The organism is Mycobacterium sp. pW045 (assembly GCF_041287085.1).
Classification (GTDB): Bacteria; Actinomycetota; Actinomycetes; order Mycobacteriales; family Mycobacteriaceae; genus Mycobacterium; species Mycobacterium algericum_A.
Genome location: NZ_JBGGKU010000002.1, coordinates 322841 through 343065, shown reverse-complemented (window position 1 = coordinate 343065; position 20225 = coordinate 322841). Strand labels below are relative to the sequence as shown.

General features: G+C 69.8%; 14 protein-coding genes. 10 read left to right on the top strand and 4 right to left on the bottom strand.

Annotation, left to right across the window (positions count from 1 at the left end; translation table 11 throughout):
- Window positions 1-11: 11 nt before the first annotated feature.
- Complete coding sequence (locus ACAG20_RS04050; RefSeq protein ID WP_370491611.1) at window positions 12-848, bottom strand: hypothetical protein; 837 nt, start codon at window positions 846-848, stop codon at window positions 12-14.
- Window positions 849-927: 79 nt separating this feature from the next.
- Between ACAG20_RS04050 and ACAG20_RS04045 the strand changes: the two genes are divergently transcribed.
- Genes ACAG20_RS04045 through ACAG20_RS04035 form a run of 3 tightly spaced genes read left to right on the top strand, consistent with a single transcriptional unit; the run spans window position 928 to window position 2907 of the window.
- The gene (locus ACAG20_RS04045; RefSeq protein WP_083039495.1) at window positions 928-1362 is read left to right on the top strand and encodes an NfeD family protein; all 435 of its coding nucleotides are present in this window, start codon (window positions 928-930) and stop codon (window positions 1360-1362) included.
- A gap of 16 nt (window positions 1363-1378) precedes the next feature.
- A complete protein-coding gene (locus ACAG20_RS04040) occupies window positions 1379-2527 on the top strand; it encodes an SPFH domain-containing protein (RefSeq protein WP_112689104.1) in 1149 nt (382 codons plus the stop codon).
- A complete protein-coding gene (locus tag ACAG20_RS04035) occupies window positions 2524-2907 on the top strand; it encodes a DoxX family protein (protein ID WP_112689106.1) in 384 nt (127 codons plus the stop codon). The genes ACAG20_RS04040 and ACAG20_RS04035 overlap by 4 nt, the downstream gene beginning before the upstream one ends.
- A gap of 7 nt (window positions 2908-2914) precedes the next feature.
- Here ACAG20_RS04035 and ACAG20_RS04030 read toward each other — a convergent pair whose 3' ends face one another.
- The 3 genes from ACAG20_RS04030 to ACAG20_RS04020 all read right to left on the bottom strand — a co-directional run bounded on the left by ACAG20_RS04030 (window position 2915) and on the right by ACAG20_RS04020 (window position 5034).
- Entirely contained in the window at window positions 2915-3613 is a 699-nt protein-coding gene (locus tag ACAG20_RS04030) for an aquaporin (RefSeq protein WP_112689108.1), read from the bottom strand.
- Between the two features lie 180 nt (window positions 3614-3793).
- The gene (locus tag ACAG20_RS04025) at window positions 3794-4270 is read right to left on the bottom strand and encodes a nitroreductase family deazaflavin-dependent oxidoreductase (protein ID WP_112689114.1); all 477 of its coding nucleotides are present in this window, start codon (window positions 4268-4270) and stop codon (window positions 3794-3796) included.
- Window positions 4271-4272: 2 nt separating this feature from the next.
- Entirely contained in the window at window positions 4273-5034 is a 762-nt protein-coding gene (locus tag ACAG20_RS04020; protein WP_112689110.1) for a TVP38/TMEM64 family protein, read from the bottom strand.
- A 164-nt stretch (window positions 5035-5198) separates the two neighbouring features.
- Here ACAG20_RS04020 and mutA point away from each other — a divergent pair, with 164 nt between their 5' ends.
- The 7 genes from mutA to ACAG20_RS03985 all read left to right on the top strand — a co-directional run bounded on the left by mutA (window position 5199) and on the right by ACAG20_RS03985 (window position 20209).
- A complete protein-coding gene (gene mutA / locus ACAG20_RS04015; RefSeq protein ID WP_370491610.1) occupies window positions 5199-7097 on the top strand; it encodes a methylmalonyl-CoA mutase small subunit in 1899 nt (632 codons plus the stop codon).
- A 5-nt stretch (window positions 7098-7102) separates the two neighbouring features.
- Window positions 7103-9409 carry a methylmalonyl-CoA mutase gene (gene scpA, locus ACAG20_RS04010; RefSeq protein ID WP_370491609.1) on the top strand — a complete coding sequence of 769 codons (2307 nt, stop codon included), beginning with the start codon at window positions 7103-7105 and terminating at the stop codon, window positions 9407-9409.
- Window positions 9410-10414, top strand: a complete 1005-nt coding sequence (gene meaB / locus ACAG20_RS04005; protein ID WP_370491608.1) for a methylmalonyl Co-A mutase-associated GTPase MeaB — start codon at window positions 9410-9412, stop codon at window positions 10412-10414.
- 70 nt (window positions 10415-10484) lie between these two features.
- Window positions 10485-11750, top strand: a complete 1266-nt coding sequence (locus ACAG20_RS04000; RefSeq protein WP_370491607.1) for a serine hydrolase domain-containing protein — start codon at window positions 10485-10487, stop codon at window positions 11748-11750.
- Between the two features lie 35 nt (window positions 11751-11785).
- Window positions 11786-12496 (top strand): thioesterase II family protein, encoded by a 711-nt coding sequence (locus tag ACAG20_RS03995; RefSeq protein ID WP_370491606.1) that lies wholly within the window; start codon window positions 11786-11788, stop codon window positions 12494-12496.
- A 571-nt stretch (window positions 12497-13067) separates the two neighbouring features.
- Window positions 13068-14825, top strand: coding sequence for an AMP-binding protein (locus tag ACAG20_RS03990; RefSeq protein WP_370491605.1), 1758 nt, complete (start codon window positions 13068-13070; stop codon window positions 14823-14825).
- 50 nt (window positions 14826-14875) lie between these two features.
- Window positions 14876-20209: a type I polyketide synthase gene (locus tag ACAG20_RS03985; RefSeq protein WP_370491604.1), complete on the top strand. Its 5334-nt coding sequence runs from the start codon at window positions 14876-14878 to the stop codon at window positions 20207-20209.
- The last annotated feature ends 16 nt before the right edge of the window (window positions 20210-20225 follow it).

Genomic DNA, 20225 nt, shown 5'->3' with positions numbered 1-20225 from the left:
CCGCCGCGGAGCTACCGCCAGGCCGACTGCAGGATCGCGGTCACCGCGGCGCTGCGCGCCGAGCGCACCACCGCGGCCAGCGGCCGCACGGCGTCGACCGCGCTCAGTACCGCGCTCGAGGAGTGCGCGGTGGCGGTGAGCAGATCGGCGCTGACGGTGATGATCGCCTCGACATGGGCGGCGCTTTGCAGCACCCGCACCGCGCGCGTCGGCGCGTGATCTGGAACGCGGTGCAGCGCAGCGGCTTCCAGCATCTGTTCGACCCGGAGGCGGGGGTCTTCGACGCCGTAGTCGGCCCAGCGCGAACCGGTCGACCCCAACGCCTCGGCGGCCGTTCGGACCGCCGACCGCAACGCATACTCGGCCTCGCCGAGCTCGTGGTGCTCAGGCACCGGTATCCCGGTCAGCGGGTAGGCGGTCCAGGACAGTTCGGTCACGGGTTCGCCGGGGGAGTCGCCGTCTTCGATGTAGAGCGGCACCAGTCCGACCGCAGTTGCGGAATCCGGGCCTCCGATCAGCACTCCCTCGCCGGCGACCACAGCCTCACGGGCGAACACGGTTCCGACCGGCAGCCCGCGCACGTCGCCGGGGACCGGAAACACCGGCTGGATGGCCGACCCGGCCGCCGGGGCGGCGGCCCCGCGCACCAGCTGCAGCAAGGAGACCGCGCCTGCCTCGTGCCCGCCGGACCAGGCCCACCCGGATTCACCGATGCTGATCGCGTCATAAGCGGCCACCGATTGCACTGGCGCCCAAGCCGATAGTGCGTCCAACAGATCGTCGGGCGCCGCCTGGCCGGCCAGCCAGGCGTTGGCCCACACCGATAGCGAGACACTCGGGCACCACATGATGCAAGGCAGTGTAATTGCCGGAACCGGCTGCCCCGGTCCGCACGGCCACGAGTGATTCTCAAGCTATCCTGGCCGCATGTCGGCTGCGCTGGTCTGGTTGGTCTTCGCACTCGGACTCGCCGGTGCCGAGGCGCTCACCGGCGACATGTTCCTGCTGATGCTGTCCGGCGGGGCACTGTCGGCGGCCGGCGCCAGCTGGTTGACGGGCTGGCCGCTGTGGACCGACGGCGCGGTCTTCCTGGTGGTCTCGGTGCTGCTGCTGGTGCTGGTGCGCCCCGCCTTGCGGCGGCGACTGTGGGCCGGTGCGGGCGCTGAAACCGGGGTGCGGGCCCTGCAGGGCAGGACCGCGCTGGTGCTCGACCGCGTCGAACAACACGGCGGCCAGGTGAAGCTCGACGGTGAGGTGTGGACGGCGCGCCCGCTGACCGACGGCGAGGTCTTCGAGCCGGGCGAGCAGGTCACCGTGATGCACATCGACGGGGCCACCGCGGTGGTCAGCAAGGTCTTGTAGAGAAAGGGGAGTGCTCATGGAAGGCGCTACGACCGGCCTGGTGTTGCTGGCGGTACTGGTGATCTTCGCGGCGATCGTGGTCGCCAAATCGGTGGCGCTGATTCCCCAGGCGGAGGCGGCGGTGATCGAACGCCTGGGCCGCTACAGCCGCACGGTCAGCGGCCAGTTGACCCTGCTGGTGCCGTTCATCGATCGGGTGCGCGCCCGTATCGACCTGCGTGAGCGGGTGGTGTCGTTCCCCCCGCAGCCGGTGATCACCGAGGACAACCTGACGCTGAACATCGACACCGTCGTCTACTTCCAGGTCACCAACCCCAAGGCTGCGGTGTATGAGATCAGCAACTACATCGTCGGCGTCGAGCAGTTGACCACCACCACGCTGCGCAACGTCGTCGGCGGGATGACGCTGGAACAGACGCTGACCTCGCGTGAGGTGATCAACAGCCAGCTGCGCGGCGTGCTCGACGAGGCGACCGGCCGCTGGGGACTGCGGGTGGCCCGGGTGGAGCTCCGCAGCATCGATCCGCCGCCCTCGATCCAGGCATCGATGGAGAAGCAGATGAAGGCGGATCGGGAGAAGCGAGCGATGATCCTCACCGCCGAGGGGCAGCGGGAAGCCGCGATCAAGCAGGCCGAGGGGGAGAAGCAAGCCGAGATCCTCACCGCCGAGGGCGCCAAACAGGCGTCGATCCTGGCCGCCGAGGGCGAGCGGCAATCCCGGATGCTGCGGGCGCAGGGCGAGCGGGCCGCGGCCTACCTGCAAGCGCAGGGCCAGGCCAAGGCCATCGAGAAGACCTTCGCGGCGATCAAGGCCGGCCGGCCCACGCCCGAGCTACTGGCCTACCAGTACCTGCAGGTGCTGCCGGAGATGGCCCGCGGTGAGGCCAACAAGGTCTGGGTGGTGCCGAGCGACTTCGGCAGCGCGTTGCAGGGTTTTACCAAGCTGCTGGGAGCACCGGACGAGGACGGCGTCTTCCGCTACCAGCCGTCGCCGGTCGACGACGCCCCGGCGCGTCCGGAAGATGACAGCGAAGAGGTCGCCGACTGGTTCACCACCCAGACCGACCCGGCGATCGCACAGGCGGTCGCCAAGGCCGAGGCCGATGCGCGCAAGCCGGTGGAGGGCGCGATACTGCCGCCCGAGCTCGATCCCGGCATGGCGTGAGCGCGCTGACCGCCAGGCCCACCTACGCGGCGCTGGCCGCGTTCCTGGCGGGCGATGCGGTGGCATCGGCGATCCCGGTGCCCTATGTCGCCAAGAACATGGCCGCCATGCGCATCCCGCCCGAGGCCCGCTGGGCCGTTCCGGTGGCCAAGGCCGCCGCCGCGCTGGGACTGGGATCGGTGTTCCGCTTCCCGGGTGTCGCCCGCGCCACCACCGCCATGCTGACGGCGTATTTCGCCGGGGCGCTCGGCATCCAGCTGCGGGTACGCAATCGCGCGGCCAACATCGTTCCAGCGGTGCTGCTGCTGGCCGTGTTCGCCGTCATGACGGTGCAGGGCCCGCACACCGCGGCCAGCGGCGTACGGGCCCTGGAGTCGTAACCTGTCGTCAACCCCTGCGGGCCGCGGTGTGTTCGTGGCGGTGGGCGGTGTGCTCGTCGAGGCTGGTGGCCTTGTAGGCGTAGGCGGCCACCACCGCGCCGAGCACCTGGGCCAGCAGGTAGACCCAGAGGAACTTCCAGGCGAAGACGCCCGACAGCATCAGCCCGAAGGTGATGGCCGGGTTGAACGCGGCGCCGGAGATGGCGCCGACCGCCACCACCCCGACCGTCACGATGAACCCGATCGCCAGACCGTAGAAGCTATTGCCGGCGCTGTCTTTGCTGGTTGCGGTATGCAACACCACGTAGCAGAGCGCGAAGGTGAACACCAATTCGGCCAGGAATGCCGACCAGACGGCCCCGCTCAGATCAAGGGTGCCGGTGGAGTACTTGTCGTGCCACAGCCCGAAACCCACTCCGAATGCGGCGAGGGCGCCGACCAACTGGGCGACGATGTAGGGCCCGAGATCGCCCAATGGCAGCGCGCCCCGCAAATAGGCCGCGATCGACACCGCCGGGTTCAGGTGGCCTCCCGATATATGCCCACTGGCGTACACCATCACCATCAGCACAGCACCGATGCCCAGCGCGGTGGCGGCGAGGCATTCGGATCCGCCCAGCACGATGCCGATCACCGCGAACATGAAAACGAACGTGCCGATCATTTCGGTCAAATACTTGCGCACCGCGGCGTTCCGATCAGCCATTGATCCGGTCCCTTCGATCCGTCGAGCACCCCTCGAATTCGTGCCGTACCGGCACCTGACACCAACGAATACTTTAACGGGGTTTTACACATTTTCTCGCTGTGCGCATGCCCTTTTACACCGATTTGTTGCCGGATTGGGGAGGCCTTCGTGTTATTTGCCAGGACGCGTCGTGCCGGGTCACCGGTCCAGCCGCAACTCGACCATCGGCAGCGCCGTGTCGGTCGCGCTGACCGGGGTGCCCAACGTCCGTTCGAGCACCGCGCTGAACTGCTCCCAGGTGCGGGGGTGTCGCCGGATGTAGTCGCCCAGCACCCGGTCCGCCTCGCGCTGATCCAATACCCGCGCGGTCGCCGGCGCGGGCGCCCGGCCGCCGGCGTAGACCCGTACCCGCGGGTCGGCGGTGACGTTGCGGAACCACTGGGCCCGGTCCCCGAAACCCGAGGCGACGATGTAGCGGTCGGCGGGGTTGCCGCGGGCTTCGAGTACCTCCAGCACGACGTGGCGGCGCGCACCGGTGTGGCGCCCGATGTGCTCGAGCATCAGCAGCCGGTCCCCGAGCAGGCCGCCGAGGCGTGCCCGATACAGCCAGATCGGCGCCCGCGTCAGCCGCCTTGATCGCAGTAGTCGGCTGGCGGCCTCGGCGAGGATGGACATGTTCAGCACGTCACTGCCGGCTCGGCGGCCTTGGCGGTGGCGCTGGTATCGCATGCGCTCCGGTGGCGGCGGTGGCTGCGCACTTCATACACCAGCAGCGCCACCCCGACCGCGGCCGTGCACGCCGACACGGCGAACAGCTGCGGGCTCACATCGCCGGTGAGGGCGTCGCCCAGCACCACCACCGCGGCGGTGCCCGGTAGCAACCCGATCAGGGTGGCCACCGTGTACGGCAGCAATCGCACCGCCGACGCGCCGGCGGCATAGTTGATCACCGAGAACGGGATCGCCGGAATCAACCGCAGCGACACCACCGCCGGCCAGCCGCGCTCACGCAGCCGGGCGTCCAGCGAGTGCATCCGTGGATGACGCACCACCCGGCTCAGCTGCCAACCGAACACCCGCATCAAGATCAGCGCCGTCACGGCGCTCAGCGCGCTGGCCGACACCGCCAGCACGATGCCCAGCCAGGGCCCGAACAGCAGGCCGGCGGCGAGCGTGAAGGCGGTACGGGGGAACGGAAGCACCGTGACCACGGTGTGCGCGGTCAGAAACGCCAGCGGAAACCACGGGCCGAGCGGCTGCGCCCAATCCCGCAACTGCACGGCGGTGGGCACCGGGACCAGCAGTGCCACCGCGACCAGGGTCACGATCACGGCCGTGGTCAACGCCAATCGCCACACCGCCACCTGACGGGCGATGGTCACCAGTGCCGGCCAGGCGCTGCGCAGTGCCTGCGGGATTCCGGTCGCGGCGGTCTTCACGGCCCTCAGGGTACGGGCCGATGGTTAACGAATTGCGTCGCACGACCGGAGTTTTGGCGTCCGGCGCACCTCCGCAGCACCCGTCGAGCACCATCATTTAGCCTGGTTAACACGTGCCGAGTAGCGATCCATCAGTTACTCACGAGTAATAACAGGAGTCGCCGGTGTCCATCGACGTGTCCGCAGAACCCGCCGGCATGGCGGCAGCCCGGGCCCGCTGGCGTGCCGCCGTGGCCGGGGTGCTGGCCAAGAGCTTGCGCCGCGAACCGGCCGATATCGACGCCGAGACCCGCGGCGAGCCCGAGCGGCTGTTGGACACCCCGGTAGGGGGCCCGGACGGCTTCGCGATCCGGGCGCTCTACACCGGCTTCGATGCGCTGCCGGAGCAGCCGCTGCCCGGCCGGTGGCCCTACGTGCGTGGCGCCGACGCGCTGCGCGACGTCAACAGCGGCTGGAAGGTCGCCGAGCGCTTCCCCGGCAACGGGCCGGCGACGGGGGCCGACGTCAACGGCGTGGTGCTGGCCGCCCTGACCGAAGGGGTCAGCGCGCTGGTGGTGCGGGTCGGCGAGGGCGGCGTTGCGGCCGATGAGCTGCGGCGGGTCTTCGACGACGTCTACCTGCAGTTGGTCCCGGTGCTCCTCGATGGAGTCGGAGCCGGTGACTACACCGCCGCGGCCGAGACCATGCTGGCGCTGGTCGACGGTCTGGACCCGGACAACCGTGCCAACCTGTCGCTGGATCTGGGCGCGGACCCGCTGATCGCCGCCCTGACCGGCGTGCCGGCTCCGGCGATGGACGAGGTGGTCGCCGTGGCGGCGCGCACCGCCGGCAACCGCGGTGTCCGCGCGATCGCCGTCAACGGGCCGGCGTTGCACAACCTGGGCGCCGGTGCGGCCGGCGAGCTGGCCGCCGGCCTGGCCGCGGCCGTCGCCTACCTGCGGGCGCTCACCGACGCCGGACTGCCGATCGCCGATGCCATCGGTCAGATCGGTTTCCGGCTCGCCGCCGACGACGACCAATTCATGACGATCGCCAAGGTCCGGGCGGCGCGCCAGCTGTGGGCGCGGGTGGCCGAGGTGGCCGGGGCGCCGGAGGCCGGCGCCGCCGTCGTCCACGCCGAGACATCCTTGGCGATGATGACGCAACGCGACCCGTGGGTGAACATGCTGCGGACCACGCTGGCCGCGTTCGGGGCGGGCGTGGGCGGCGCGGACACCGTCCTGGTGTGGCCGTTCGACAGCGCCATCAGCGGCGGCCAGCCCGGCGCCTCGGCCGCCTTCTCCCGGCGCATCGCCCGCAACACCCAGCTGCTGCTGCTCGAGGAATCGCACCTGGGCCAGGTGCTGGACCCGGCCGGCGGCTCCTGGTTCGTCGAGGATCTCACCGAGCAGCTGGCGCAACAGGCGTGGCGGCAGTTCCAGGAGATCGAGGCGCTCGGGGGATTCGAAGCCGCCCGCGAACACATCGCCGAGCAGATCGCCGGCGTCGCCGCGGCCCGGGCCGCGGACATCGCGCACCGGCGCAAGGCGATCACCGGGGTCAACGAGTATCCCAACCTGGCCGAGCCGCCGTTGCCGCCATCGGCGACCGAGGCCACCCGGCCGGGATTGCGACGCTACGCCGCGCAGTTCGAGGCGCTGCGCGACCGCTCCGACGCGCACCTGGCCCGCACCGGCGCCCGGCCGCAGGTGCTGCTGTTGCCGCTGGGCCCGATGGCCGAGCACAACGTCCGGACGACGTTTGCCGCCAACCTGCTGGCCTCCGGCGGCATCGACGTGGTCAACCCCGGCACGGTGGACGCCGAGGGGGTGGCAGCGGCCGCCGAACGCGCGGGCTTGCCGGCCGTGGCGGTGGTGTGTGGCAGCGACGCCCGGTACGGCGCCGAAGCCGCCGGGATCATCGCGGCCGCCCGCGCCGCCGGGATCGAGCGGGTCTACCTGGCAGGACCGGCGAAGGCCCTGGCGGCCAACACCGACACCGACCCGAAGCCGGACGACTACCTGACCATGAAAATCGATGCGGTGCAGGCGTTGTCGGACCTACTTACCCGATTGGGGGCTTGAGAACCATGACCGCCAGCACCTCACACAGCACCCTCGGCAGCTTCGCTGACGTCCCGCTGCACGGCGATCAGGACAGCGCACCGGCGGCTGAAGTCTCTGCGACCGACGTCGCCGAGCACGTCGCGGCCGCCGCGGCCGCTCACGGCTACACACCGGAGCAGCTGGAGTGGCACACCCCGGAAGGCATCGCGGTCAAGCCGGTCTACACCGCCGCCGATCGCGCCGCCGTGCTCGCCGACGGCTACCCGCTGGACAGCTTCCCGGGCGAGGCGCCGTTCGTGCGCGGGCCGTATCCGACGATGTACGTCAACCAGCCGTGGACGATCCGCCAATACGCCGGGTTCTCCACGGCCGCGGACTCCAATGCCTTCTACCGGCGCAACCTGGCGGCCGGGCAGAAGGGCCTGTCGGTCGCCTTCGACCTGGCCACCCACCGCGGCTACGACTCGGATCACCCCCGGGTGCAGGGTGACGTCGGAATGGCCGGTGTGGCAATCGATTCCATCTTGGATATGCGGCAGCTGTTCGACGGCATCGACCTGGGCGCGGTCAGCGTCTCGATGACGATGAACGGTGCGGTGCTGCCGATCCTGGCGCTGTACGTGGTGGCCGCCGAGGAGCAGGGGGTGCCGCCGGAGAAGCTGGCCGGCACCATCCAGAACGACATCCTCAAAGAGTTCATGGTCCGTAACACCTACATCTACCCGCCGAAGCCGTCGATGCGGATCATCTCCGACATCTTCGGCTACACCAGCGCGAAGATGCCCAAGTTCAACTCGATCTCGATCTCGGGCTACCACATCCAGGAGGCCGGTGCCACCGCCGATCTGGAGTTGGCCTACACGCTGGCCGACGGGGTGGACTACATCAAGGCCGGCCTGGACGCCGGGTTGGACATCGACAAGTTCGCGCCCCGGTTGTCGTTCTTCTGGGGCATCGGCATGAACTTCTTCATGGAAGTCGCCAAGCTGCGCGCCGGCCGGCTGCTGTGGAGTGAGCTGGTCGCCCAGTTCAACCCGAAGAACCCGAAATCGCTGTCGCTGCGTACCCATTCGCAGACCTCGGGGTGGTCGCTGACCGCCCAGGACGTCTACAACAACGTGGCCCGCACCTGCATCGAGGCGATGGCCGCCACCCAGGGCCACACCCAATCGCTGCACACCAACGCCCTCGACGAGGCGCTGGCACTGCCCACCGACTTCTCCGCCCGCATCGCCCGCAACACCCAGCTGCTGCTGCAGCAGGAGTCGGGCACCACCCGGCCGATCGACCCGTGGGGCGGCTCCTATTACGTGGAGTGGCTGACCCACCAGCTGGCGCAGCGCGCCCGCGCCCACATCGCAGAAGTGGCAGCCCACGGTGGCATGGCCCAGGCCATCAGCGACGGCATCCCCAAACTGCGCATCGAGGAGGCCGCCGCCCGCACCCAGGCCCGGATCGACTCGGGGCGTCAGCCGCTGATCGGCGTCAACAAGTACCAGGTCGCCGAGGACACCGAGATCGAGGTGCTCAAGGTCGAGAACAGCCGGGTACGCGCCGAACAGCTGGCCAAACTGCAGCAGCTGCGCGCCGAGCGCGACGAAAAGGCGTGCCAGGCCGCGCTGGCCGAGCTGACCCGGGCGGCTGCGCTGTCAGGGCCTATCGGCCCACAAGGGGAAGACGGGCTGGGCAACAACCTGCTGGCGCTGGCCATCGACGCCGCCCGCGCCAAGGCCACCCTCGGAGAGATCTCCGATGCGCTGGAGAAGGTTTACGGGCGCCACCAGGCCGAGATCCGTACCATCTCCGGCGTCTACCGTGACGAAGTCGGGAAGGGCACCAACATCGCCAGCGCAACCGCCCTAGTGGAGAAGTTCGCCGAGGCCGACGGCCGCCGGCCTCGCATCCTGGTGGCCAAGATGGGTCAGGACGGGCACGACCGGGGTCAGAAGGTGATCGCCACCGCGTTCGCCGACATCGGATTCGACGTCGACGTCGGCGCGCTGTTCTCCACCCCCGACGAGGTGGCGCGGCAGGCCGCCGACAACGACGTGCACGTGGTCGGGGTGTCATCGCTGGCGGCCGGGCACCTGACGCTGGTGCCGGCGCTGCGCGACGCGTTGGCCGAGGTGGGCCGGCCCGACATCATGATCGTGGTGGGCGGGGTGATCCCGCCCGGCGACTTCGACGAGCTCTATGCCGCCGGAGCGACCGCCATCTTCCCGCCGGGCACGGTGATCGCCGACGCCGCCGCGGACCTGTTGCGCACGCTCGCGTCGCAGCGAGGCTACGAGCTCGGCGAACCGGACGGACCGGTCGCAGACACGAAATAGATGGCTGACAACGTGGGCGACAGCGTCGCCGAATTGGCGGCAGCGGTGCGCGCCGGTGACCGCTCCGTGCTGCCCCGGGCCATCACACTGGTCGAGTCCACCCGCGCCGATCACCGCGAACAGGCCCAGGAATTGCTGCTGGCGCTGTCACCCGGACAGCAGGCGGACCCCGGGTCGACAGCCCGGCGGGTAGGGATCACCGGCGTCCCCGGGGTGGGCAAGTCGACGACCATCGAGGCGCTCGGGATGCATCTCATCGAGCGCGGGCACCGGGTCGCGGTGCTCGCGGTCGACCCGTCGTCGACGCGCACCGGCGGTTCGATCCTGGGCGACAAGACCCGGATGCAGCGGCTGGCGGCGCACCCGGACGCCTACATCCGCCCGTCGCCGACGTCGGGCACCCTGGGCGGCGTCGCCAAGGCCACCCGGGAGACCGTGGTGCTGCTGGAGGCCGCCGGCTTCGACGTGATCCTCATCGAGACCGTGGGCGTCGGCCAGTCCGAGGTGACGGTCGCGGGCATGGTCGACACCTTCGTCTTCTTGACGCTGGCCCGCACCGGCGATCAGTTGCAGGGCATCAAGAAGGGTGTGCTGGAGCTGGCCGACCTCGTGGTGGTCAACAAGGCGGACGGCGAGCATCTCGCCGAGGCGCGGCTGGCCGCCCGAGAACTGTCGGCCGCGATCCGGCTGATCTATCCGCATGAAACCCTCTGGCGCCCACCGGTTCTGACGATGAGCGCGATCGAGGGCAGCGGGCTCGCGGAAGTCTGGGAGACCATCGAGCGGCACCGGCAGACGTTGATCGACGCCGGCGAGTTCGAGTCCCGGCGCCGCGCCCAGCAGGTGGACTGGACCCGGCAACTGGTAGCCGACGCGGTGCTGGAACGGGCGCTGTCGGACCCGGCGGTGCGCGCGCTGCGCACCGAGGCCGAACGGCAGGTGCTCAGCGGTGATCTGACCCCCGCCCTGGCCGCCCAGCGAATCCTCGAGGCCATCTGGCATTAGCCGGCTCGGGCCCCGCGACTCGCGCGGTAACACGGCTTATGGGCACCGGCCGCGAGGTAGATTCCCAGCCATGACACAGCATCCCGGCGCTCGCCGCAGCGCGCTTCCGGCGAACGTCCACGGCGCGGCCGACCCGAGCTTCGCGTGTGCCGTGCGCGCTTTCGCCGCGATGTTCCCCGGTCGCCGTTACGGCGGCGGCGCCCTGGCGGTGTACCTGGACGGTCGGCCGGTCGTCGACGTGTGGACCGGGTGGTCGGACCGCGCGGGCCGGGTGCCCTGGTCGGTCGACACCGGCGCGATGGTGTTCTCGGCCACCAAGGGTGCTGCATCGACGGTCATCCACCGGCTGGTCGACCGGGGACTGATCGACTACGACGTGCCGGTGGCGCAGTACTGGCCGGAATTCGGCGCCAACGGCAAGGCCGGGATCACCGTCCGGCAGCTGCTGGGCCACCGGGTCGGGCTGACCCACCTGCAGGGCGCCAGCAGGGCGGACCTGCTCGACCACGCCACCATGGAGGCCCGGATGGCGGCCGCGGCGCCGGGGCGCGAATTCGGCAAGCCCGCCTACCATGCGCTGACCTACGGCTGGCTGATGTCCGGGCTGGCCCGAGCGGTCACCGGTACCGGCATGCGTGAGCTGTTCCGCGCCGAGCTGGCCGCGCCGCTGAACACCGACGGCCTGCATCTGGGCCGTCCGCCCGCCGGCTGCCCGACCGTCGCCGCACAGATCATCATGCCGCAGCGCAGTCGGCGGAACCCGATCGTCGACTTCGTGGCGCCCAAGGCGGCCGCCATGCTGCCGTACGGGGGATTCGGCGCGTTCTACTTCCCCGGGGTGATGGACACCGTGCGCGGCGACATCCCGTTCCTGGACACCGAGGCGGCCTCGCTCAACGGCGTGGCCACCGCACGGGGATTGGCGCGCCTCTACGGTGCGCTGGCCAACGGCGGGCAGCTCGACGGCACCCGGTTCCTGTCGCGCCGGCTGGTGGACGGTCTGACCGGTCGGCGCACCCTGGAATGGGACCGCACCGTCGGCGTTCCGCTGGCCTTCCACCTCGGCTATCACGCGATCCCGTTCGGCCAGGTCATGCCCGGCTTCGGCCATGTCGGGCTGGGCGGCTCGATGGGCTGGGCCGATCCGGCGACCGGGCTGGCGTTCGGATTCGTGCACAACCGGCTGCTGACCCCGTTCGTGGCGCTGGATCATGCCGGGTTCGTCGGGGTGGCCGCGCTGGTCCGCCGCGCCGTTGCGGGTGGACGCCGGCGGGGGATCGACGCGGTCCCGCGGCTGGGAGCCCCGTTCGGCGACGCGACGGCGGCAATCGGGTAGCGGGGCCGCCGGCGGCGACCGCTAATGTTGCGCGAGTGACTGACCGTACGCCGAAGCTCTACATCTTCCCGCACGCCGGCGGATCGCCGCAGTACTACCTTCCGTTCTCCAAGGCGTTCACCACCGACGTCAAACGCGTCGGAGTGCAGTACCCCGGCAAGGGCGGTAACCACGACCTCGGCGCCTTCACCAGTATCGAGGACCTCGCCGACCGGGTCTGCGAGAAGCTGGCTCCGCCGGCCGACGAGTGCGCCGCCTTCTTCGGCCACAGCATGGGCGCCCTGCTGGCCTTCGAGGTGGCTCGCCGATTCGAAGCGAACGGCACCAGGATCGCGGCGTTGTTCGTCTCCGCGGCGGGGGCGCCGGGCCGGGCCGGCTACGACAACATCGGGGACTCCGATCGCGGCCTGCTCGAGGCCGTCAGCCAGATGACCGGGGTCAACCCCGAGTTCCTGGAGAACGAGGAGTTCGCGGCGAAAATCCTCCCGACCTTGCGCGGGCTGAAAGCCATCGCCAACTACGACTGCCCGCCGGAGGCCCGGGTGTCGTGTCCCATCGTCGCCTTCCACGGCGACGAAGACGACGTCGCGACCGCCGACAAGGTCGCCCCCTGGGCCGAGCGCACCACCGCCGAGTTCAGCGCCCGAACGTTCACCGCGCCGGGCCACCACTTCTACCTCAACGACCACTTGCCGGAACTGGTCGGCGACATCGAGGCGAAACTGGCGGCGTACTGCCAACGATGACGGGCGAGCGCGGCCAGGCCCCGCCTTGACTGTGAGTTTGCTGTTGGTACCGGTGTGACCGCTGGTGCTATTAATGACTTCTGCGCTAACATCCCGGGTCTGCCTCGTTCGCGCTGTGAGGGACCTAGAAATTCCTTGTCAACAGTGCCTACGTGGTAGCCTCCGCGGGAGGGAAACGCCTGGGATGTCGGGGTCCAAGGAGTTTTTGCGTAGGTTCCAAACATCCAGAAGGGGTACCCGTGTCGATGGTCGAACCACCCGTTCCGGCCGCATGGGCCGCGCGATCTCGGCGACCGGATGTACCCGCCCTCCTCTTCGGCCGGCATGGCGGGCAACCGGCCGCGGGTGAGGCTGACGCACTCAGCTGAGCGGGCTGCGCCACGTCGCCCACCGGACCCGATCCCAGGGAAGCATCCCAAATGTCGCTAATCCAATTGCATACCTCCGCTGTGCAGGGGCGCCGCGCAGCGAAACCGTCAGTTCGGACGCCACACGTGACGACTCTGGACGGGGCCTAACTACTGAGCAGGTGAGGTCCGCGGACCTGACAGCACAAGGAGAAATCATCGCTATGCCGGTTACTCAATCGCATATCCCGAGCCTGTTGGCCGACCGTGCCCGGGAAAAGCCGGATGCGCCTGCGTACACCTTCATCGACTTCGACGTCGACCCGGAGGGCTACCGCGAGACGGTGACCTGGTCGCAGCTGCATGACCGGGCGCAGGTGGTGGCGGCCGAGCTGGCGACCTGTGCCTCGCCCGGCGACCGGGTGGCGCTGCTGGCCCCGCAGAGCATGGAGTACATCATCGGTTTCTACGGCGCGCTGCAGGCGGGAATGATCGCCGTGCCGCTGCCGGTGCCGATGTTCGGGGCGCACGACGAGCGGGTGACGGCGGCACTGCGCGACTGCACCCCGGCGGCGATCCTGACCACGTCGGCGGCGGTCGGCGACATCGCCAACTCGATCCGTGACCTGGGCGGGAAACCGCCGGTGGTGATCGAGGTCGACGCGCTGGACCTGGACTCCGAGCCGGCGGTGGCGCCCACCACCACCGCACACACCAAGATCGCCTTCCTGCAGTACACCTCCGGTTCGACCCGCACCCCCGCCGGTGTCATGGTCGGCCACCACAACGCGATCGAGAACATGCGGCAGATGATCGCCGACACCTTCGAGGACCGCGGCAAGACGGTGCCGGCCGACACCACCCTGGTGGCATGGCTGCCCTTCTACCACGACCTGGGCCTGATGTGCGGCATCATCTTCCCGCTGGTCGGGGGTCATCAGGCGGTGATCTTCAGCCCGATGGCGTTCCTGGCCAAGCCGGCCCGCTGGATGCAGCTGGTGGCCAGCTATCCCAACGCCTACACCGGTGGGCCCAACTTCGCCTACGAGCTGGCCGTCCGGCGCACCTCCGACGAGGACATGGCGGGCCTCGACCTGGGCCAGGTCCACACCTTTGCGTTCGGCGCCGAGCGGGTGCACGCGGCGACGCTGCGCCGGCTCGTCGAGCGGTTCACCAAGTTCAACCTCAACCCGGCGTCGCTGCGGCCCGGTTACGGCCTGGCCGAGGCCACCGTCTACCTGACGTCGAACACCCCGGGCAGCCCGCCGCCGACCCCGCGCTTCGACTACACCAAGCTGGCCGACGGCATCGCCGAGCCGAGCGGACCCGAGGGCGGCGTCGAGCTGGTCAGCTGCGGTGTGCCGCGGGCCTGCACGGTCCGCATCGTGGACCCCGACACCCAGACCGAGAACCCGGAGGGCAAGGTCGGCGAAATCTGGGCATACGGCCCCAACCTGGCGGCCGGCTACTGGCACAACCAGCAGGCCACCGAGGCCACCTTCGGCGGCAAGCTGGCCGACCCCTCGCCCGGCACGCCGCAGGGCCCCTGGCTCAAGACCGGCGACCTCGGCGTCATCTCCGCCGGCGAGCTCTACATCGTCGGCCGGATCAAGGACCTGCTGATCGTCGACGGCAAGAATCACTACCCGGACGACATCGAGGCCACCGTGCAGGAGATCACCGGCGGGCGCGTCGCTGCGGTGTCGGTATCGAACAGTAGGTCGGAGCAGCTTGTTACGATCGCCGAGTTCAAGAACAAGGGGGGCTCGGACGAGGAGGTTGCCGACAGGCTGAACGAGGTGAGGCGGAAGGTCACGTCCGCGCTGTCGAAGGCGCACGGCCTGGCGATCGGCGATCTGGTTCTGGTTCCGCAAGGCGCCATCCCGATCACAACCAGCGGCAAGATCCGCCGCTCCAGCTGCGTGGAGATCTACCAGCGGGACGGATTCGACCGACTGGATACTTCCGCTCGGTCAGTGTGATGCGATGAGGGGCTGCTCGCGCGGCTTTCGGGGAGGTTGAGTTGAGCGAGATGAACGCTGTACCGGCTGGGGGGCCGGATCGCCGGGCGATTGTCGCTGAGGCGCTGCGCAAGATTGATGATTTGACGGCGCGGTTGGCGGTGGCGGAGGCCGGTGACACCGAGCCGATCGCGGTGGTGGGTTTGGGTTGTCGGTTGCCTGGTGGGGTGGGGGATCCTGCCGGTTTTTGGCGGTTGTTGTGTGCTGAGGGTTCGGGGATTGTTCGGGTTCCGGCGGATCGCTGGGATGCGGATGCGTTTTATTCGTCGGACCATTCGGTGGCGGGGACGATTTGTTCTCGTGAGGGTGGGTTTTTGTCGTCGTGGCAGCCTGCTGAGTTCGATGCGGAGTTTTTTGGTATTTCGCCGCGTGAGGCCGATGCGATGGATCCTCAGCAGCGGTTGTTGATGGAGGTGGCCTGGGAGGCGTTGGAGCATGCCGGGATCACCAAGGAGGCGATTCGGGGCACCCAGACCGGCGTTTTCGTCGGTATGACCACCAGCGACTACGCCCTCGACATGATCGGCAACATTCAGGCCGCCGATATCGATCCCTACGTTCCCTTCGGCAACGCCGCCAATTTCGCGGCGGGCCGGTTGGCGTATTTCCTCGGTGTGCACGGTCCGGCGATCATGCTCGACACCGCGTGTTCGTCGTCGTTGGTGACGATTCATCTGGCGTGTGCGAGTCTGCGCCGGCGCGAGTCCGATCAGGCGCTGGCGGCCGGGGTGAACCTGATGCTGACGCCGCAGAACAGCATTGCGACCTCGCGGTGGGGCATGTTGGCCCCCGACGGGCAGTGCAAGACGTTCGACGCCGCCGCCGATGGCTATGTCCGCAGTGAGGGTGCCGGGGTGGTGGTGCTCAAGCGGCTTTCGGATGCGCAGCGTGATGGTGACCGGATTCTGGCGGTGGTGCGGGGTTCGGCGGTGAATCAGGATGGGCCGTCGTCGGGTCAGACGGTGCCGTCGGGTCCGGCGCAGCAGAAGGTGGTGCGCGCGGCGTTGGCGGCGGCGCGGTTGTCCCCGGGTGATATCGACTATGTCGAGGCGCACGGGACCGGGACGGCGCTGGGTGATCCGATCGAGTTGGATGCGCTGGCGGCGGTGTTCGGTGAGCGGGGTGCGGCGGCGCCGTTGGTGTTGGGGTCGGTCAAGACCAACCTCGGGCACCTGGAATCGGCTGCCGGTGTTGCCGGTTTCATCAAGACGGTGTTGGCGGTGCAGCATGGGTTCATTCCGCGGCATTTGAATTTCTCGGCGTTGACGCCGAATGCCGGTGCGGGGGCGGCGAAGTTTCAGATTGCCGCGCAGGCGATGGCGTGGCCGGCGGTGTCGCGTCCGCGTCGGGCGGGGGTGTCCTCGTTTGGGGTGTCGGGCACCAATGCGCATGTGGTGGTCGAGCAGGCGCCGGTGTCGGAGTCGGTCTCGCCGGTTGCCGAGCCGGTGGTGAGCACGTTGCTGGTGTCGGGGAAGTCGCCGGCGCGTATCGCGGCCACGGCCGGCGTGCTCGCCGACTGGCTGCGCGGCGACGGCGCCGACGTGCCGCTGGCCGAGGTCGCCCACACGCTCAACCACCACCGGACGCGTCATCAGAAGTTCGCCACCGTCGCCGCCCGCGACCACCAGCAGGCCATCGCCGGCCTGACCGCGCTGGCCGCCGGGGAGTCCGCACCCGGCGTCGTCGAGCCGGCAACGGTGCTGCCCGGGCCCGGCACGGTGTTCGTGTTTTCCGGGCAGGGTTCGCATTGGGCGGGGATGGGTCGGCGGTTGTTGGCCGAGGAGCCGGTGTTTGCGGCGGCGATTGCTGAGTTGGAGCCGGATTTTGTTGCGCAGCTGGGTTTTTCGCTGCGGGATGTGATCGCCTCGGGTGCTGAGATTTCCGGTGATGCGCAGGTGCAGCCGGTGATCATGGGCGTGCAGCTGGCGTTGGCGGCGTTGTGGCGGTCCTATGGGGTGTCACCGGATGCGGTGGTGGGGCATTCGATGGGGGAGGTGTCTGCGGCGGTGGTGGCCGGGGCGCTGACGCCGCAGCAGGGGTTGCGGGTGATCGCGGCGCGGTCGGTGTTGATGTCGCGGCAGGCCGGTCAGGGCGCGGTGGCGCTGTTGGAACTGGATGCCGCGGCGGCGCAGGAGTTGTTGGCGGGGTATCCGCAGGTTGAGGTGGCCGGGTATTTGTCGCCGCGGCAGACGGTGGTGGCGGGCTTGCCGGCCGAGGTGGATGCGGTGATCGCGGCGGTGGCCGGCCGGGAGCGGTTTGCGCGGCGGGTCAATATGGAGGTGGCCTCGCATACCGCGTTCATGGATCCGATCCTGGATGAGCTGCGGGCGCAGTTGGCGGATCTGGTGGTGTCGGCCCCGCAGATTCCGTTCATTTCCACGGTGGTTGATCCGGCCGGGCCGGTTCCGGTGCTCGATGCCGACTATTGGGTCGCCAATGTGCGTCAACCGGCGTTGGTCAGCCAGGCCATCACCGCCGCGGCACGCGAGCACGGCACCTTCATCGAGATCAGCCCCCACCCGCTACTGACGCACACCATCGACGAGAACCTGGAGACGGTTCCGCACCGCAGCGTCGCGACGTTGGTGCGCCACGGCGATGACACCGTCGGATTCCACCAGCACCTCAACAGTGCGCACCCGCTCAAACCCCGGGACCTGCCGCACCCGCCCGAGCCGCACCCGGTGCTGCCCACCACGCCGTGGCGCCACACCCACCACTGGCTGGAGATCGAAAACTCGGTCAGCGCAGCCGAATCCGCGCCGCGGCCCGGCGTGCTACTGGGCACCCACATCAAGGTCGGCAGCACACCGACCGTCCACTTGTGGCAGGCGCGGCTGGCGCCGGAGTCCAAGCCGTATCCCGGCAGTCACCGCAACAACGGGGTGGAGTTGGTGCCGGCATCGGTGCTGCTGCAAACGCTGGCCGACGCCGCCATCGAGGCGAGCGGCCAGCCGGCCGTCAGCGACATCCGCTTCGAGCACCCGATCATCATCGACCGGCCGCGGACCGTCCAGGTGGTCGCCGACGCCGAGTCGGTCGTCATCTTGTCGAAGGCGGTCACCGACGATGCGGGTGCGCGCTGGGTCAAACACCTCAGTGCCCGCATCGCGCCGCACGACGAATCCGCCTCCGACGGCACCAAGCCGATGCACAAGAACGGCCACGCCGGCACGCAATTCGACGACGACGCGGTGACCTCGCGGTGGCTGACCTGGGGCAGTGAAGGCCGCCCGTTCGACTGGTCGCTCCGGGCCGGCCGGTCGACCCCGGCGGAGCTGCGGGCCGACATAGAAGCAGCAGCGGCCGCACAATCGGCAACGGTGGCCCTGCTCGACGCCGCATTGCACGTCGCACGGCTGGTCGATGACGCCAACCCGGACCTGATGGTGCCGGCCTCGGCCCACAGCATCCGGTTGGGGGAACCGCCCGCCGACGGCTGCGCCGGCGTCACCGTGCACCGTCGCGAGGGCGACGACGGCGAGCTCATCGTGGACATCGCGGTGAGCACGCCCGACGGCCAATGCTGTGTCGACATTCGGTCGCTGCGCTACACGGCGCTGGACACCGCGGCGCCCACCGGGGACCCCAGCTCGATCGCGCACGCGATCGACTGGCAGCCCTGGGACGGGGCTCCCCAGCCGCCGGAGCAGCCCGGCACGCTGGCGGTCCTCGGCGACGGCGACGCCGCCGAGGCGCTGCGTGGCGGGCTGGTCGCAGCCGGTCACCGCTGCGCCGGCATCACCGAGGCCCAGGCCGTCGTCTACGTCGCCGGCTCCCGGCCGGGCGAGACCGACCTGGACTGCGCGTCCCGGCTCGTCGGCGAGGTGTCCGAGCTGGTGGCCCAGCTCGCCGAGCGGGAGAACCACCCGCCGGCACTGTGGATCATCACCCAGGGTGTCCACGAGGCCGGCTCCGATGCCGCCGTGCGCCAAAGCGCCCTGTGGGGCCTGGCCGGGGTGATCCGCGCCGAGCAACCGCAGCTCTGCGGCGGCCTGGTCGACCTGCCCGAAGACCCCGTCGGCTTCGCCGGTGGCGTCGCGCCGCTGTCGGCGGTGCTGCGCACCCCGGCCAAATCCATCCTGGTGCTGCGCGACGGCCGGTTCCTCGAGCCGACGTTCACCCCGATCTCCGGCCCGCCGCAGCGGGAGCCGATGGTGTGCCAGCCCGACGGCGCCTACCTGATCACCGGCGGTATGGGTGCGTTGGGCCTGCTGATGGCCGGGTGGCTCGCCGACCGGGGTGCCCGCCGGCTGGTGCTGGCCGGGCGCAGCGCCCTGCCGCCCCGGCGCGACTGGGACGGTGACGATGTCGCGCCCGATCTCCGCCGCCGGATCGCCGCCATCCGCGCGCTGGAGCGCCGCGGTGTCAGCGTCGACGTGGCCGCGCTCGACATCGGCTCCCGAGAGGCGGTGGCCGAACTGCTGGCTCGCCGGGATGCCGCCGGCGCACCGCCGATTCGGGGCATCATCCATGCCGCCGGCATCACCGAGGGGCAGCTGCTGACCGAGGTCGACGACGACCGGCTGCGGGCCACCATGTGGCCGAAGATCGCCGGCGCCCAGGTGTTGCACGAACTGTTCCCGCCGGCGAGCGTGGACTTCTTCTTCATGACCGCCGCGGCGGGCGCGGTATTCGGGGTGCCCGGCCAGGGCGCCTACGCGAGTGCGAACGCCTACCTCGACGGGCTGGCCCGCGCCCGCCACCGGCGCGGCTGCCACAGCGTCAGCCTGGACTGGGTGGCATGGAAAGACCTCGGCTTCGGCGCCGAGGCCCACGTCGTGCTGCACGAGTTGGAGCGGATGGGCTCCCGGCCGATCTCCCCGGCCGAGGCCTTCGCCGCCTGGGACCACGTCGAGCACTACGACGTCGCCCAGGCAGTGATGGTTCCGCTGCCCCGGGAAGGCGGCGTCGGGAAGCCGGGATCCTCCGCTGCCGATGCCGGCGGACCGACCCGCGACTGGGCGCAACTACCCGCCGATGAGATACTCAGCGAGCTGGAAATCGGGTTGCGCAGCATCCTGGCCCGCGAGCTTCGTATGCCGGAGGCCGAGCTGGCGCTGGACCGGCCGTTCGCCGAGCTCGGCCTCAACTCGGTGATGGCCATGGCGGTCCGGCGCGACATCGAAGCGCTGGTCGGCCTGGAGCTGTCGGCGACGATGCTGTGGAACCACCCGACGACTGCGGCGCTGGCTGCCCACCTGACCGGCAAACTGCTGCCGCAGGAGGACTCCGGCGACGACCCGGCTGCCGCCGGCGGCGAGCTGACCGAGTCGGCCGACAGTGTGTTGAATGAGCTGTTCGACAGCGTGGAATCGGCTCCGGCCGGATGGGACGGGATCTAGTGGGAATCGGGTTCCC